The 14,981-nt window shown below is 64.8% G+C and carries 10 protein-coding genes; 7 read left to right on the top strand and 3 right to left on the bottom strand.

The genetic code is table 11. The features are described from left to right. Positions 1-24: 24 nt before the first annotated feature. The 6 genes from NKG59_RS17750 (at position 25) to NKG59_RS17775 (ending at position 6,997) form a co-directional block, all read left to right on the top strand. Positions 25-717, top strand: a complete 693-nt coding sequence (locus tag NKG59_RS17750) for a response regulator (RefSeq protein WP_024975617.1) — start codon at positions 25-27, stop codon at positions 715-717. Next, entirely contained in the window at positions 714-2,132 is a 1,419-nt protein-coding gene (locus tag NKG59_RS17755) for a sensor histidine kinase (protein ID WP_253539528.1), read from the top strand. Before NKG59_RS17750 ends, NKG59_RS17755 begins: the two co-directional genes overlap by 4 nt. A gap of 440 nt (positions 2,133-2,572) precedes the next feature. Next, a complete protein-coding gene (locus tag NKG59_RS17760) occupies positions 2,573-3,661 on the top strand; it encodes an ABC transporter ATP-binding protein (RefSeq protein WP_253539532.1) in 1,089 nt (362 codons plus the stop codon). Positions 3,662-3,732: 71 nt separating this feature from the next. After that, on the top strand, positions 3,733-4,773 hold the full coding sequence (locus NKG59_RS17765) for an ABC transporter substrate-binding protein (RefSeq protein WP_253539536.1): 1,041 nt from the start codon (positions 3,733-3,735) through the stop codon (positions 4,771-4,773). Positions 4,774-4,876: 103 nt separating this feature from the next. Then, positions 4,877-6,145 (top strand): ABC transporter permease, encoded by a 1,269-nt coding sequence (locus NKG59_RS17770; RefSeq protein WP_045206412.1) that lies wholly within the window; start codon positions 4,877-4,879, stop codon positions 6,143-6,145. A gap of 15 nt (positions 6,146-6,160) precedes the next feature. After that, positions 6,161-6,997, top strand: coding sequence for an ABC transporter permease (locus tag NKG59_RS17775; protein WP_045206296.1), 837 nt, complete (start codon positions 6,161-6,163; stop codon positions 6,995-6,997). A gap of 874 nt (positions 6,998-7,871) precedes the next feature. On the opposite strand, the gene NKG59_RS17780 is transcribed toward NKG59_RS17775, so the two are convergent. Continuing rightward, entirely contained in the window at positions 7,872-8,636 is a 765-nt protein-coding gene (locus NKG59_RS17780; RefSeq protein WP_253539539.1) for an SDR family NAD(P)-dependent oxidoreductase, read from the bottom strand. A 131-nt stretch (positions 8,637-8,767) separates the two neighbouring features. Here NKG59_RS17780 and NKG59_RS17785 point away from each other — a divergent pair, with 131 nt between their 5' ends. Then, positions 8,768-9,694 (top strand): LysR family transcriptional regulator, encoded by a 927-nt coding sequence (locus NKG59_RS17785; protein WP_253539541.1) that lies wholly within the window; start codon positions 8,768-8,770, stop codon positions 9,692-9,694. Here NKG59_RS17785 and NKG59_RS17790 read toward each other — a convergent pair whose 3' ends face one another. Further along, positions 9,695-10,588, bottom strand: a complete 894-nt coding sequence (locus tag NKG59_RS17790; RefSeq protein WP_253539546.1) for a transporter substrate-binding domain-containing protein — start codon at positions 10,586-10,588, stop codon at positions 9,695-9,697. Between the two features lie 222 nt (positions 10,589-10,810). After that, complete coding sequence (locus NKG59_RS17795; protein WP_253539549.1) at positions 10,811-14,980, bottom strand: autotransporter domain-containing protein; 4,170 nt, start codon at positions 14,978-14,980, stop codon at positions 10,811-10,813. Between the last annotated feature and the right edge of the window lies 1 nt (position 14,981).

A 14,981-nucleotide genomic window follows, 5' to 3' on the forward strand; every position in this document is an offset into this window, starting at 1 on the left:
GCGGCTGATTGAGAGACGTCCGATATGCGCATCCTGTTGGTGGAAGACAACCTGAAGCTGGCCAGCACGCTGGAAGAAGCCCTGAGCCAGGCCGGCTTCACGGTCGATTGCGTGCATGACGGCCACGCGGCCGACTTGCTGCTCACCACGCAGGACTACGCGCTCGCCATTCTCGACATTGGTCTGCCGCGCATGGACGGGCTGGAAGTGCTGCGCCGCCTGCGCGCGCGCAAGAACCCGCTGCCGGTGATGATCCTGACCGCACACGGCGCCGTGGAAGAGCGCGTGCGCGGCCTGAACCTCGGGGCTGACGATTACCTTGCGAAACCGTTCGACCTGACCGAAGTGGAGGCCCGCGCCCGAGCGCTCATCCGACGCAGCCACGGCCACGAAAGCACGCAGCTGCAATGCGGCCCGCTGCACTACGACGGCATCAGCGGCGCCTTCACGCTTCATGGCGAACTGCTCGCCCTCACCGGTCGCGAGCGTGCCGTGCTCGAGGTGCTGATGCTGCGCGATGGCCGCGCTGTCAACAAAGCCGCCATCTCGGAAAAAATCTTCAGCATCAATGAATCGGTCAACGCCGATGCCATCGAGATCTACGTGCACCGCCTGCGCAAGAAGCTCGACGGCAGCGGCGTGGCCATCGTCATGCTGCGCGGGCTCGGCTATCTGCTGGAAGCCACGCCCAGCACGCCGGCGAACGCAGGCCGATGAGCCCGCCCACCCTGCGCCGGCAGCTTTCGTTCTGGCTGCTGCTACCGCTCATGGGGCTGCTCGCGCTCGACGCGTGGCTCACGTATGCGCGGGCCATGACGGCTGCAAACGCCGCGTTCGACCGTACGCTCGAAGCGTCGCTCAAGGCCATGCGCGAGGGCGTGCGCCTTCGCGACAAGCAGTTCGCCATCGACTTGCCTTACCTCGCGCTGGACGTTCTCCAATCGGAAACCGGCAGCAGCGTCTTCTATCGCCTGACCGATGCCAACGGCAAGACGCTGACCGGTTATGACGACCTGCCCATGCCAACCGGGCGGCGGCCGGCGCCATATCGCTCCGTCTTTTACGACAGCCAATTCCAGGGCATGCCCGTGCGCCTGGCCGCGCAGGCCGTGCCGGTGCGCGACGCCCAGTCTGCCCAGATTCAGCTCGTGTGGCTATTGGTAGGCGAGACCCTGGAGCCGCGCGAGGCGCTGGCGCACGAGATCCTGGCGGGCTCGCTCCAGCAAGAGGGCCTGCTGGTGGTGCTGGCGGTCGGCATTGTCTGGCTGGGTATCAGGCGGGGTCTGCGACCGCTGCGCCAACTGAGCGAGACCGTTGCCGGACGCGGCACCGATGAGCTTGCCCCGCTACCGCAGCAGGGCTTGCCGGCGGAAGTCGCTCCGCTGGTCGAGGCCATCAATCAGTATGTGGCGCGCCTGCTGCGCATGGTCCACGCCCGCAAGCGCTTCTTTGCCGATGCCGCACATCAATTGAAGACGCCGCTGGCCGTGATCCAGGCACAGTCTGAACTCGCGCTGCGCGAACCCGATGGAGACCGCATCCGCCGCCATCTTGAGCCGCTGCACGGCACCGTGCGGGAGGCTGCGAGGGGCGTGCAGCAACTGCTGTCGCTGTCCCGCCTGGAGACCGACAGCGGCTACGCACCGCAACTCCAGCCGCTGCGCCTCGACACGCTGGCCGGGGATGTCGCGCTGGAACTGGCGCCCGTCGCGCGCAAGTCCGGCGTCGATCTCGGCTTTGAGGGCGAACCCGTGACGGTGGCCGGCGAGCCGCAATGGCTGCAGGAACTGATCGGCAACCTGCTCGACAACGCCATCCTCTACGCCGGAAATGGGGCGCGCGTCACGCTGCGAGTCAAACGGCAGGCGATGGCGATGCTCGGCGAGCAGGCCGTGCTGCAAGTGGAAGACGATGGCCCCGGCATTGCCGTGCCCGAGCGCGATGCGGTATTCGGCCGCTTCTATCGCGGTGCGGCATCGGAAGGCCACGACGGCAGCGGGCTGGGTTTGGCGATCGTGCGCGAGATCGCTCGCCTGCACGGCGGCACGGTCGCGCTGTCGGAAACGCCCGGTGGGGGCCTGACCGTAAGCGTCTACCTGGCGCTGGCATTGGCTGAAGAGCCGGCCGCCTGAACGCAGGTTGCTGCACGACAACATTGTCTTCCTAGCGCTCCACACACCTCCCCAACGCCGTGCACCATTTGCGTGACGACGCGGCGCACCATTTTCACGCGCCCCGAGCGGCCCGCTGTTCCGCCAAAATTGGTTCCATCCGCGCTCTGTTATGCCCGCCGCACGTGGGCTGGCATACGACCTAAACTCAAACACGTCGCCACGACTGCACGATCGGCCGCCGAGCTTGCTCGGGCAAGGCATCCGGGGTTTTCCCTATTGTGGTGCCACGGGCCGCACGCCCGTAGGCCGCGCGTGAGGTGCCGCCAAAAATGGCTCCATCAAATAACCAGGATTGGGTCCACTTTGCAGAACAATGAGCCGCTATAGTCCATCAACAATTCGTCACAACACGGCATGTTGACCGACCCGAAAGGATCGGAGAACGGCAGGAGGCAGCAATGAAGACCGACGACGTGATCGTCAGCTTTCGCGGTGTACGCAAGACGTATGACGGCGAGACCCTCGTGGTCAAGCATCTGGACCTGGACATCTACCAGGGTGAGTTCCTGACCCTGCTCGGCCCCTCCGGCTCGGGCAAGACCACGTGCCTGATGATGCTGGCCGGGTTCGAATTTCCGACCGGCGGCGAGATCCGCCTGGAAGGCGCCCTGCTCAACAACGTGCCGCCGCACAAGCGCAACATCGGCATGGTGTTCCAGAACTACGCGCTGTTTCCGCACCTGACGGTGGCGCAGAACGTGGAATACCCGCTGACGGTGCGCAAGATCCCCGCCAGCGAGCGTGCAGACCGCGTGCACAAGGCCCTGCAGATGGTCCGTATGGAAGGCTTTGCCAAGCGCTACCCGGCGCAGCTCTCGGGCGGCCAGCAGCAGCGCATTGCACTGGCGCGCGCGCTGGTGTTCGAACCCAAGCTCGTGCTGATGGACGAACCGCTGGGCGCACTCGACAAGCAACTGCGTGAACACATGCAGTACGAGCTGAAATCCCTGCACGAAAAACTCGGCGTGACCTTCGTCTACGTGACGCACGATCAGGGCGAAGCGCTCACCATGTCCGACCGCGTGGCCGTGTTCGACAAGGGCATCGTGCAGCAGCTCGACACGGTAGATAGCCTCTACGAACGCCCCTGCAACGAGTTCGTCGCCAACTTCATCGGCGACAGCAACACGCTGCGCGGCACCGTCACCCGCGTCGAAGGCGACTACTGCGAACTGCAACTGAACGACGGCGCCCGCATCATGGGCCGCAATATCGCCGGCGCCAATGTGGGCGCCACCGCCACCGGCTGCATCCGCCCCGAGCGCATGCGCCTGACCGAGGGCACCTCTGCTGCCGGCAATGCGCTGCTGGGCCAGACACGCGGCCTTGTCTACTTTGGCGACCACGTGCGCATGCGCTGCGCCCTGCCTGATCAGCCTGAATGTTTCGTGAAGGTGCCGCTGGGCACGCGCGCGCTCGAAGGCTTCGCGCCGGGAGCACCGATCCAGCTTGAGTTCGCACCCGAACACCTGCGCGTTTTTGCATGACGCACGCGGGCAACCCTGCCCGCATGCCAAGACCACACGTTGTACCCACACGCCAATAAGAGGAGCCAGGAATGAAACACATCGCAAAGACGCGTTTGAGCATGCTTGCCGGCGCGTTCGCCATTGCATTCGGCGCGCATGCTGCGGAAATCACCGTCGTCAACTTCGGCGGCGCCAATGGCGACGCGCAGAAGGCCGCCTTCAACAAGCCGTTTGAGGCGCAGACCGGCAACAAGGTCACCGTGGTCGAGTACAACGGCGAGCAGGCCAAGATCAAGGCCATGGTCGAAGCCAAGCACGTCAACTGGGACGTGGTGGAAGTCGAATCGGGCGACATCGGCCGCGGCTGCGATGAAGGCCTGTTCGAGAAGCTCGACTGGAGCAAGATCGCCAAGAAGAGCGATCTGATCCCCGAATCGCCGAGCGCCTGCGGCGTGGGCTTCTTCGTGTGGTCGACCGCGATGGCGTACAACGCCGACAAGCTCAAGACTGCCCCCACCGGCTGGGCCGATTTCTGGGACGTGAAGAAATTCCCGGGCAAGCGCGGCATGCGCAAGGGTGCGCGCGGCAACCTGGAATTCGCGCTGATGGCTGACGGCGTGCCGGTCAAGGACGTCTACAAGGTGCTCGCCACCAAGGACGGCCAGAACCGCGCGTTCAAGAAGCTCGACCAGCTCAAGGCGAACATCCAGTGGTGGGAAGCTGGCGCGCAGCCGCCGCAGTTCCTGGTGGCGGGTGACGTGGTGATGTCCACCGCGTTCAACGGCCGCATCGACGCCGCCCAGCGCGAAGGCAAGAACCTGAAGGTGGTCTGGAACGGCAGCATCTACGACCTGGACTACTGGGCCATCCCCAAGGGCACGCCCAACAAGGCGCTGGCCGAGCAGTACATCGCTTACACGCTGTCGCAGAAACCGCAGCAGGAGTACGCCAAGCACATCGCCTACGGCCCGGCCAACGTAGCGGCCATCAAGGCGCTCGACGCGAAGACGCAGGCCAACATGCCGAACTCGCCGGAGAACGCCAAGAACGCCGTGCTGCAGAACCTGCAATTCTGGACCGACCACGGCGACGAGCTGGAACAGCGCTTCGCCTCGTGGGCTTCGAAGTAACCGCATAGCGGTGTAACGCAGTGACCGCGCGGTGCCCTGCCGGCTTGGCAAGGCAACCGCGCGGACGAATTCCCGTAGCGATGGCGAGGCAGCATTGAACACCATGACGATCGCGGCTGAATCGGTTCCTGATTCGACGGCCAAACTCAAACGCGAGTTGAAGAGCGCTGAGGCGCGCAGGCGTGCCATGGCGCTGGCGCTGGTGGCGCCGCTCGCCATCTTCCTGCTGCTCATCTTTGTCGTGCCGATCGGCGCCCTGCTCACGCGCGCCGTGCAGAACCCCGAGGTGGCCGATGCGCTGCCCAAGACGGTCATCGCCCTCAAAGACTGGGACCGCAAGAGCCCGCCGGCCGACGCCGCCTACGCCGCGCTTGCCGCAGACCTCACGATCGTGAGCGAAGGTGAAGCGATGGGCGCACTGGCTCGCCGCCTCAACACTGAAATTCCGGGCTTCCGCTCGCTGGTCGCCAAGACGGCGCGCGCCATGCCGCTGGCTGATGACCAAGGCAAGGCATTGACGCTGACGCCCGGCCAGACCCGCGCCAAGCTCCTCGAACTCGACGACCGCTGGGGCGATGTCACGTACTGGCAGGCCATCGCCAAGAACAGCAGCCGCACGTCGCCGTTCTATCTGCTGGCCGCGCTGGACCACCGGCAAGATGCCTTCGGCCATATTGAAGCGACCGACCCCGACGAGCAGATCTACGTGACGGTGTTCATCCGCACCTTCGTCATCAGCGCGATGGTCACGTTGTTCGCACTGCTGCTGGGCTACCCGCTGTCGTACTGGATCGCCTCGCTGCCGGAGCGCCGTGCCAATCTGGTCATGGTGATGGTGCTGATCCCGTTCTGGACGTCCATCCTCGTGCGCGTGGCGGCTTGGATCGTGCTGCTGCAGACCGAAGGCCTCATCAACCACGGGCTGATGGACCTCGGCATCATCAAGGAGCCGCTTGCGCTGCTGTTCAACCGCGTGGGCGTGTACATCTCGATGACGCACATCCTGCTGCCGTTCATGATCCTGCCGCTGTACAGCGTGATGAAGTCGATTCCGCCCACATACCAGCGCGCTGCGGTGTCGCTGGGCAGCCATCCGTTTGCCGCGTTCTGGCGTGTGTATGTGCCGCAGACGTATCCGGGCATCGGCGCCGGTGCGCTGCTGGTATTCATCCTCGCGCTGGGCTACTACATCACGCCGGCGCTATTGGGCGGCCCGAACGATCAGATGGTCAGCTATTACGTGGCCTACTTCACCAACGTCACCATCAACTGGGGCATGGCCTGCGCGCTGGGCGCCCTGCTCTTGCTGGCCACGCTCGTGCTGTACGCGGTGTACGGGCGCTTTACGCGGCCCAAGGTTCGTGTCGGCTAACGGAGAACATCGACCATGAAACTCGCCAAACCGATGTTTGCCCCGCACACCTCGCTCACTGAGCGCATCTGGTACTTCACGCTGCGCGGCCTGGCTGTGCTGACGTTGCTCTATCTTGTGCTGCCGGTGCTGGTGATCGTGCCGCTGTCGTTCTCGTCGAGCACGTTCCTCTCGTACCCGATCCCGAGCTATTCGCTGCGCTGGTATCAAAACCTCGTCACGTCGGATGAGTGGCGTATGGCCGCCAAGAACAGCTTCATCGTCGCGCCCGCCGCCACGATCGTCGCAACGGTGCTCGGCACGCTGGCCGCCATTGGTCTAAACAAGGCCGACTTCCGTGGCAAGGGCTTGCTGATGGCAGTGCTGGTGTCGCCGATGATCGTGCCGGTGGTGGTGGTCGGCGTGGGCATGTATCTGTTCTTCGCGCCGCTGGGCCTGGCCAACACGTATATCGGGCTGATCCTCGCGCATGCGGCGCTGGGCGTGCCGTTTGTGGTGACGACGGTGCTGGCGACGCTGCAAGGGTTCAACCACAACCTCGTGCGGGCGAGCCTGTCGCTGGGCGCCAACCCGGTCATGACGTTCTTCCGCATCACCCTGCCGGTGATTGCACCGGGCGTGATTTCCGGGGCGCTGTTTGCGTTTGCCACTTCGTTTGATGAAGTGGTGGTCACGCTCTTCCTTGCGGGGGCGGATCAGGTGACGCTGCCGCGTCAGATGTTCACCGGTATTCGCGAGAACATCTCGCCGACGATTGCGGCGCTGGCGACGATTCTGATTGTGTTCTCGACGGGTCTGCTGCTGACGTTTGAGTGGCTGCGGGGGCGGGCTGCGGCTAAGGCGGTGGCGTAAGTTTTTTTCGGTTTTTGGTTGTTTGGGCTTCTGGCCGGCGTTTGTTTCTTGTGGTGCATCCCCTGTTTCATCCCCTGCCGGGGCTGACTCACTTTCTTTGTCTTGCCAAAGAAAGTAAGCAAAGAAAGGCGCGCCCGAAGCGGCGACAGATTCCTTGAATTTATGTCGCAAGGAGGGGAAGGGAAAAACTCGCTGCGCTCAAACAGTTTCCCTTCCTTTTTCCTCCTTGCAACAGAAATTCAAGGCGCCGCATAGGGCAGGAAAGTCAAAGGCCAAACCATCGATCACCAGTGCAGCAGGCACCAACAACACCACGCGAAGCAAAGCCAGCAACAACAACACAATCCAGAGCCACTCAGGTCAGCACACCGACGGTGTGGCCGTTGACGTTCCTGCCCTTGATGGCGCCTTGGATTTTTGTAAGCGGGCGGAAGAAAGACGGGGAACTGTCTGAGCGCAGCGAGTTTTCCCCGTCTCCGCCCGGTTACAAAAATCCAAGGGGAAGTCGCCATCTCGGGCGCGCCTTTCTTTGCTTACTTTCTTTGGCAAGACAAAGAAAGTGAGTCGCCCCCGGCAGGGGGTGAAACAGGCGATGAACCGCCGCGTCAAGCATCAAGCCCCCAAGCTCCCAATTCCGAACTCAACACGCGGAGCTTTTTGCTCGGCGTCCCGAGCTCAGAGCTCGACGCATGGAGCTTTTTGCTCGGCGCCCCAAGCTCGGAGCTCGACACACGGAGCTTTTTGCTCGGCGTCCCGAGCTCGGAGCTCGACGCATGGAGCTTTTTGCTCGACGTCCCGAGCTCAGAGCTCGACGCATGGAGTTCAGAACTCCACAGTTGGCGTTCTGAACCCCATGCGCGGGGAGGCGCGCCGCTTACAGGAACATCCCGCCCGAAGCCTCGATGCGCTGCGCATTGATCCACCGGTTATCCGGCGACAGCAGCGAGGCCACCACGCCGCCAATGTCATCCGGCACGCCCGCGCGCCCCAGCGCCGTATTGGAAGCCACCATCGCATTGAGGCTCACGTTGTCGCGCACTGCACCGCCGCCAAAGTCCGTCTCGATTGCGCCCGGTGCCACCACGTTCACGGCAATGCCGCGCGGCCCGAGTTCCTTGGCCAGATAACGCGTGAGCACCTCCACCGCGCCCTTCATCGCCGCATACGCGCCGTAGCCCGGCATCGCAAAACGCGCCAGCCCCGACGAGATATTGACGATGCGGCCGCCGTCGGCCATGAGCGGCAGCAGGATCTGCGTGAGGAAGAACACGCCTTTGAAGTGCACGTTCATCAGTTCGTCGAACTGGGCTTCGGTGGTTTCCGCCACCGCGGCATGCACGCCAACGCCAGCGTTGTTGACCAGGAAGTCGAAGCGCTCGGCCTTCCACTGCGCCAGCACACCACGCACGGCATCAGCAAAGGCGGGGAACGTTGCGATCTTGCCGGCGTCGAGCTGCAAGGCGGCGGCGCGGCGGCCCTGGGCAGTCAGTTCAGCGACGAGGGCATCGGCTTCAGCACGGTTGCTGCGGTACGTAAAGATGACGTCGGTGCCGCGCTGGGCCAGCTTCTGCACCATGTTCTTGCCAAGGCCGCGGCTGCCGCCGGTGATGATCGCGATGGGGGTGTGGGTCTGTGTCATGTCTGCTCTCCGGTTGGGTTTGGGATGGGTGTCGAACACCGTGAGAGCATGGTATTGGGCGACAAACAAAGAATAAATCTCGCTTATCCTATCGCTGTGTTTGCCCACAGATAACAATCCACCCGTCCGCCATGTCCACCAACCGACTCGAAGCCATGCAGATTTTTGTGCGCGTGGCTGAACTTGCCAGCTTCACGCGTGCGGCGGAAGCGCTGAGTATTCCCAAGCCGGCCGCCTCGGTGGCGGTGCAGCAGCTGGAGACGATGCTCGGCACGCGGCTGCTGCACCGGACCACCCGCAAGGTACAGCTCACGCAAGACGGCCAGACCTTTTACGAGCGCTGCCAGGACCTGCTGGCCGACATGGACGAGCTGCAGACGATGTTCCGCCAGAGCCCGCAGGCGCTGCGCGGCCGGTTGCGCGTCGACATGCCCGTCGGTGTCGCACGCCGCATCGTCATTCCCGCCCTGCCCGCGCTGCTCGACGCGCACCCTGAGCTGGAAATCGAACTCTCCAGCACCGACCGCCGCGTGGACCCAGTGCGTGAAGGCTTCGACTGCGTATTGCGCATCGGCAACCTGACCGACAGCAGCCTCATCGCGCGCCCGCTCGGCCAGCTGCATCAGGTCAACTGCGCGAGCCCCAGTTACATCGCACGCTATGGCATGCCGAAAACGCTCGAAGACCTCGACCACCATCGCATCGTCCATTACGTGCAGACGTTAGGCACGAAGTCGCCGGGGTGGGAATACACGGTGGATGGCCGCTCCGCGTTCCGCCCGATGAAGGGCGCGGTGACCGTCAGCTCGGCGGAGAGCTACGACGCGGCGTGCCGCGCGGGGCTGGGGATGATCCAGGCACCGGTGTATGCGGGGCTGTCATCGGCGATTGCGGACGGCACGCTGGTGGAGGTGATGCCCGACTTTCGGCCGCCGCCGATGCCGGTGTCACTGGTGTACCCGAACCGGCGGAATCTGCCGGTGCGGGCGCAGGTGTTCATGAACTGGATGGCAGAGCTGTTGGCGCCGTACCTGGAAACGGCATCGAGCGGGCGATAGTCACTGTGCCGGTTTGTCGCTGCGCTTCTTCAGATTGGCGCGCAGCGCGTCGCTCATCGGCATGTCGAGGTTTGCACCGGCGGGTGGGATGGGCGACTCGAACCATTTCTTGTACAGCGCTGTGAATTCGCCGGATTTCATGAGGCGTTTGATGGTTGCATCCACGAGCCGCTTGAAGGCGGGGTCGTCCTTGCGGACCATGCAGGCGTACGGCTCAACCTGCAGGGTTTCCGCCACAACTTCCAGCGCCGCCGGATTCGCAGAATTGGCACGCAGGCCGTATAGCAGCACGTCATCCAGCGCCAATGCCGACGCTCGGCCGGTTTCGACCAGCTTCAGCCCGTCTGCATAGTCCTTGCCGGAGATGATCTGGACGTCGATGTTGTGGTCGACGGCAAATTTCTTCAGCACTTTTTCGTTCGTGCTGCCTGCAGTGCTGGCGACGGTCTTGTTCGCCAAGTCCGTGTAGTTCTTGATGCCCGAATCGCGCTTGGTCAAAAGGCGCGTTCCCGCGTAGAAGAAGTTGATGGAGAAGGCCACCTCCTTGCCCCGCGCGCTGGTGTTGGTGGTCGATCCGCATTCGAGGTCGTAAGTGCCATTGACCAGCAACGGAATCCGGTTCGTGCCAGTGACCGGAATCGCGTCGACCTGGAGAGACGGCTTTTTCAACCGGGCGCGCACATCGTCGACGATGGCTTGCGTCAGATCGACGGAGAATCCCACGGCCTTGTTCGGGCCTAGCAAGTAGCTGAACGGAACCGCCGCTTCACGATAGCCAACCGTGATCTTGTCTGCCGCCGCGATCTTCTCGAGCGTCTGCGCGTGGATGCTTCCTGCAGCAACCGTTAGGCCGGCCACGACAAGCGTGGAAGCAAGTGTGCGAATCGTCTTCATTTGCGTCTCCATGGATGCGCCCCGCGTTCTGCTGCTCTGTTGCTCTGCCGGCTTTGGCTGCTACAGCGCCCTCTCTACGGAAATCTAGGCGTCAGGCCGTTTTTGCCATTGATGCAGGTCAACATGCCGGACACGCGTGGTTCAGCAAAAAAAACGCGCCGAGTTGCCCTGGCGCGTTATTCGTCGATCGGCGCAGCGTGCGCATCGGCACGCCCTGTTCCGTCAGAACCTGTGGTTGACCCGCACGTAGGCGGACTGCGCAGACACATGGCTCGTGTTGATGGTGGCATCAACGCCCAAGGACACCGTGGTTGCCTTGGCAGCCTGCAGCGTGACGCTCGCCCCAGTGGTCAGGAACGAACGCGGCAGGTCGGTGCCAGGGGCGGCGAACACGGTGCCGTCCTGGCTCTGGACCTGGACGACGCGGCCGGCGTTCATCAGCTCGTGCGCGTAGCCCACGCGAAGTTGCACGTTGACGGGGCGCACGGCATCGCCGAACGCCTTGTCGAGCGTGACGCCCACATACGGTTGGAGACTGTGCGCGCTGTCCGGGCCGACTTGTAGGTTCTGGCCGTTGGCGCCGTTCTCGCCGAAGCCGCTGCCGCGCACGTAGGCATATCGGAGGCCCACATGCGGCGCGAGCCGGATGCCGCCTGCTTCCATCGGCAAGCTGGCTTGCGTGGCGGCGGTGAATTCGTGCGCCAGATGATCGCCCTCGGCAGTACCAACGCTGCCAAACGGCCGCTTCTGCGAGAAGAAATCGAGCCCGTAGCCGACCGTGGCCGAGAGGTTGACGGCGCCCATCGGCTGCGCCCCGTAAAGCGCAACGCGCAGGGTGTCGATGGCGCCCGATGCGCCGGTGGTGTCTTCGCCCAGTGTGGTGTGCGTGTAGCCGCCCGCCGCGCCCACGGTGGCAGCGCCAAGGCGGCCCTCCGCGCCCGCGAGGAAGCCATAGGCGTGCGTGAGGAAGCCCGGCGCATTGCCCGTACCGCCCACCTTTGTGCTGGAACCGCTGGCCGTGACCCACACATCGTTGGAGCCGCCCGGGGCATCCTGCGGCCCCAACAACCGGCCGAGCAGCGTTGAGTTGACGCCCTGTGCCTGCAGCAGTGCTGTCGTACCCAGCGCCGTATAGATGGAGGTCTTTGTTGGCGCCACGACGGTCGGGCTGCCGGGGGTGCCGGGCCCTGTTGCTTCAGCGAGCAGCACGTCGACCGTATTCGTTCCGTAGTCCACCGATGTCTGCAGCGTGCCGAGGTTGGCTCCCGCCGTTGCTGTGCTGACGTTTGCGAAGCGCCCTGTCAGGCCACTGGCTGCGCTCAGGACGGTGTAGCGGCGGGCGGTATAGGTACCCGGATCGAACATGATGGCGAGCGAGCCGCCAAGCGCTGCAGCACCGCCCACACGCAGTTGCGATGCCTCCGTCGGGCTGACTTCGATGGCGAGCGCACCAGTCGAGCCTTGCGTGTAATTGCCGCCCACTGAGAGCGTTCCGATGGAGCCGCCCGGCGCGACCACCCCGCTGCTGCTGATATCGCCGGAAACCGTGCCATGGCCGCGCAGGGTGCCAAGCGCGTTCACCAGGACATTGCCGCCAAGCACGGCGCTGGCGTTTGCCGCATCGCCGACCGCCAGCGTGCCGCCCGCTACCGTGGTCGACCCGGCGAAGCCGCTGCTAACGCCATTGAGCGTGAGCGTGCCCGTGCCCTGCTTGATCAACGAGCCGTTGCCGCTCAGGCTGCCGCTGAAGGTTTGGGATGAGTCGTCAGCCAGCGTGAGCGCGCCGCCCAGCACCACGCGGCTACCCGTGACGCCGGAGAGATGCGCCACGGTCTGGTTCACACCAGCAGACAGATCGAGTGCCGACGTTGCCCCTGCGAGCGCGACGGTCGTAACCGACGCCAGGCGGCCAGCACCCGACAACGCCAGCGTGCCGGCGTTGACGGTCGTGGCCCCGCTATACGTATTCACGCCGGACAGCGTTTGTGTGCCGCCATCCAGCGTGAGGCCGCCCGTACCGCCAATGGCGCCACTGAACGTGCCAGAGGCATTCGCCAAGGTCAACGTCCGGCCGCCCAGGGCGACTGCGCCGGAGCCCGTCAGGGCATTGATGGTTGCGCCGGACGTCGTACCGGAGATGTCAAACGTGCCGGTGTTGACCACGCCCGAGGACGCAGCAATGCTGCCGGCACCTGACAGCGCGAGTGTCCCTGCATTGATGGTTGTTGCCCCGGAGAACCCATTCGCTGCCGACAGCGTTTGCGTGCCACCGCCGACCGTGAGGCCGCCCGTCCCGCCGATCGCGCCACTGAACGTACCCGCTGCATTCGCCAAGGTCAGCGTCTGGCCACCCAGGGCGACGGCGCCCGTGCCTGTCAGGGCGTTGATGGTAGCGCCCGAGGTCGTCGCCGAGATATCGAACGTGCCGTTGTTGACCACGCCCGAGGACGCGGCAATGCTGCCGGCACCCGAGAGCGCCAGCGTGCCGGCGTTGATCGTCGTCGCACCAGCAAATCTGTTCGCGCCCGACAGCGTTTGTGTTCCGCCGCTAACAGTGAGGCCGCCCGTACCGCCGATCGCACCGCTGAACGTCCCGACCGCATTCGCCAAAGTCAGCGTCCGGCCGCCCAGCACGACTGCACCAGAGCCCGTCAGGGTGCTGATGGTGGCGCCGGACGTCGTCCCAGAAATATCAAACGTGCCGTTGTTGACCACCCCGCCGGAGGTCGCAATGCTGCCTGCACCCGATAGTGCTAGCGTGCCCGCGTTGATGGTCGTTGCGCCGGTAAAGACGTTTGTGTTCGACAGCGTTTGCGTGCCACCCGCCACCGTCAGCCCACCTGCGCCGCCGATAACGCCGCTGAACGTGCCGGCGGCGTTGGACAAGGTCAGCGTCTGACCACCCAGGGCGACTGCGCCGGAGCCTGTCAGCGCACTGATGGTGGCGCCAGACGTCGTCGCAGAGATATCGAAGGTGCCGTTGTTGACCACGCCCGAGGACGCCGCAATGCTTCCGGCACCGGACAGCGCGAGCGTGCCAGTGGTGATGGTGGTAGCGCCCGTATAGGTGTTATTGCCTGTCAGCGTGATCGTTCGGCTGCCGGTAACGGCCGCACTGCCCGCGCCCGAGATGACGCCAGACACCACGAGGTTCGTCGTGGTCGCATCGAGCGTGACGCGCGACGTGGCGTCGCCCAGCGTGACGTTGTTGGACAGCGCAAGGCCTGCACTGCCAGCCGTGATCTTGGCTGCTGCCCCCGCCGCCACGTCGAGGTTGCCGATGATGTTGGAACCCGTCAGCAGTTGCAGCGTGTTGTTCGCCCCGTTGAACTGGATGGCAGCCGCCCGCGTGACACCGTCGCTGTACAGCCCACCGCTGATGGTGCCGCCATTGACGATGACGTCACCGTTGGAAATGACGCCCGCGCCCGCGGCACCGCCATTGCCGGCCCCGCCAGTGATCGTGCCGACGTTGGAAAGCACGTTGAACCCGGCAGCCAGATTGACGCCCGCGCCGCTGGTCCCGGCCGTGCTGCCGCCGCCACCACTGGCACCGCCTACACCGCCCACGATCGTCCCAATGTTGGTCACCTGAGTGCCGGAACCCAAGGTCAGCAAACCGTCGCCGCCTCCGCCTCCGCCGCCCGGGTTTCCGCCGCCACCTCCGTTACCGCCATTGCCGCCCACCAGCGTGCCTTGGTTGTTCACGTCGGCAGCCGGCGTCACCATGACAAACGCTGCGCCGCCACCGCCGCCGCCACCGCCGTTGGAGGCCGACCCCGATGTGCCGGCACCGCCATTTCCGCCGGTTCCGCCTTGCACGGTCACGCCGCCGTTGACAGTGACGCTGGTGCCGGTGGAATACACGCCGGCGCCTCCGCCTCCGCCGCCCCCCGCGAAATTGAATCCATCGAAGCCCTGGCCAGCCCCGCCCTGCGCGTTCGCGTTGATCACGGCATCACCAGCGAGCACCACATCGGGGGCTCCTCCGGGGCCGCCTTGGCCACTGTCGTTCGCGGCACCAGTACCGCCCGTTCCGCCGGAAGTCGGCCCGCCCGGAACCTGGACGGTGGAGGTGCCGCCACCCAGAGCGGACCCACCGCCGCCACCGCCGTTGCCGCTGCCACCATTGCCGCTGCGGTTCGGGATACCGTTACCGCCAGCAGCGCTGCAGTTTGCGATCGTGCTCGACGAACAGGTCGCGGCCCAACCCGGCAGCGCCGCGCCGGCCAGACCGAGTGACACCCCGATTGAAATGATGGATGCGCGCCGACGCGCGGGCGCCGTGTCGTGGCTGGCGTCAACGCCCCCGTGCGACGCCCTCGTAAGTTCGGATACCACTTGCGGAGCACGCAAGGTGCGGCTCCAGACCAGCCGATAGACCCGGTTCATG

This window comes from Ralstonia chuxiongensis (assembly GCF_024158925.1).
Taxonomy (GTDB): Bacteria; Pseudomonadota; Gammaproteobacteria; order Burkholderiales; family Burkholderiaceae; genus Ralstonia; species Ralstonia chuxiongensis.

Coding starts and splice junctions, on each gene's coding strand:
- NKG59_RS17765 (WP_253539536.1), top strand. CDS start 3,733: ATGAAACACATCGCAAAGACGCGTTTGAGCATGCTTGCCGGCGCGTTC.
- NKG59_RS17775 (WP_045206296.1), top strand. CDS start 6,161: ATGAAACTCGCCAAACCGATGTTTGCCCCGCACACCTCGCTCACTGAG.
- NKG59_RS17780 (WP_253539539.1), bottom strand. CDS start 8,636: ATGACACAGACCCACACCCCCATCGCGATCATCACCGGCGGCAGCCGC.
- NKG59_RS17795 (WP_253539549.1), bottom strand. CDS start 14,980: ATGAACCGGGTCTATCGGCTGGTCTGGAGCCGCACCTTGCGTGCTCCG.
- NKG59_RS17770 (WP_045206412.1), top strand. CDS start 4,877: ATGACGATCGCGGCTGAATCGGTTCCTGATTCGACGGCCAAACTCAAA.
- NKG59_RS17750 (WP_024975617.1), top strand. CDS start 25: ATGCGCATCCTGTTGGTGGAAGACAACCTGAAGCTGGCCAGCACGCTG.
- NKG59_RS17790 (WP_253539546.1), bottom strand. CDS start 10,588: ATGAAGACGATTCGCACACTTGCTTCCACGCTTGTCGTGGCCGGCCTA.
- NKG59_RS17755 (WP_253539528.1), top strand. CDS start 714: ATGAGCCCGCCCACCCTGCGCCGGCAGCTTTCGTTCTGGCTGCTGCTA.
- NKG59_RS17760 (WP_253539532.1), top strand. CDS start 2,573: ATGAAGACCGACGACGTGATCGTCAGCTTTCGCGGTGTACGCAAGACG.
- NKG59_RS17785 (WP_253539541.1), top strand. CDS start 8,768: ATGTCCACCAACCGACTCGAAGCCATGCAGATTTTTGTGCGCGTGGCT.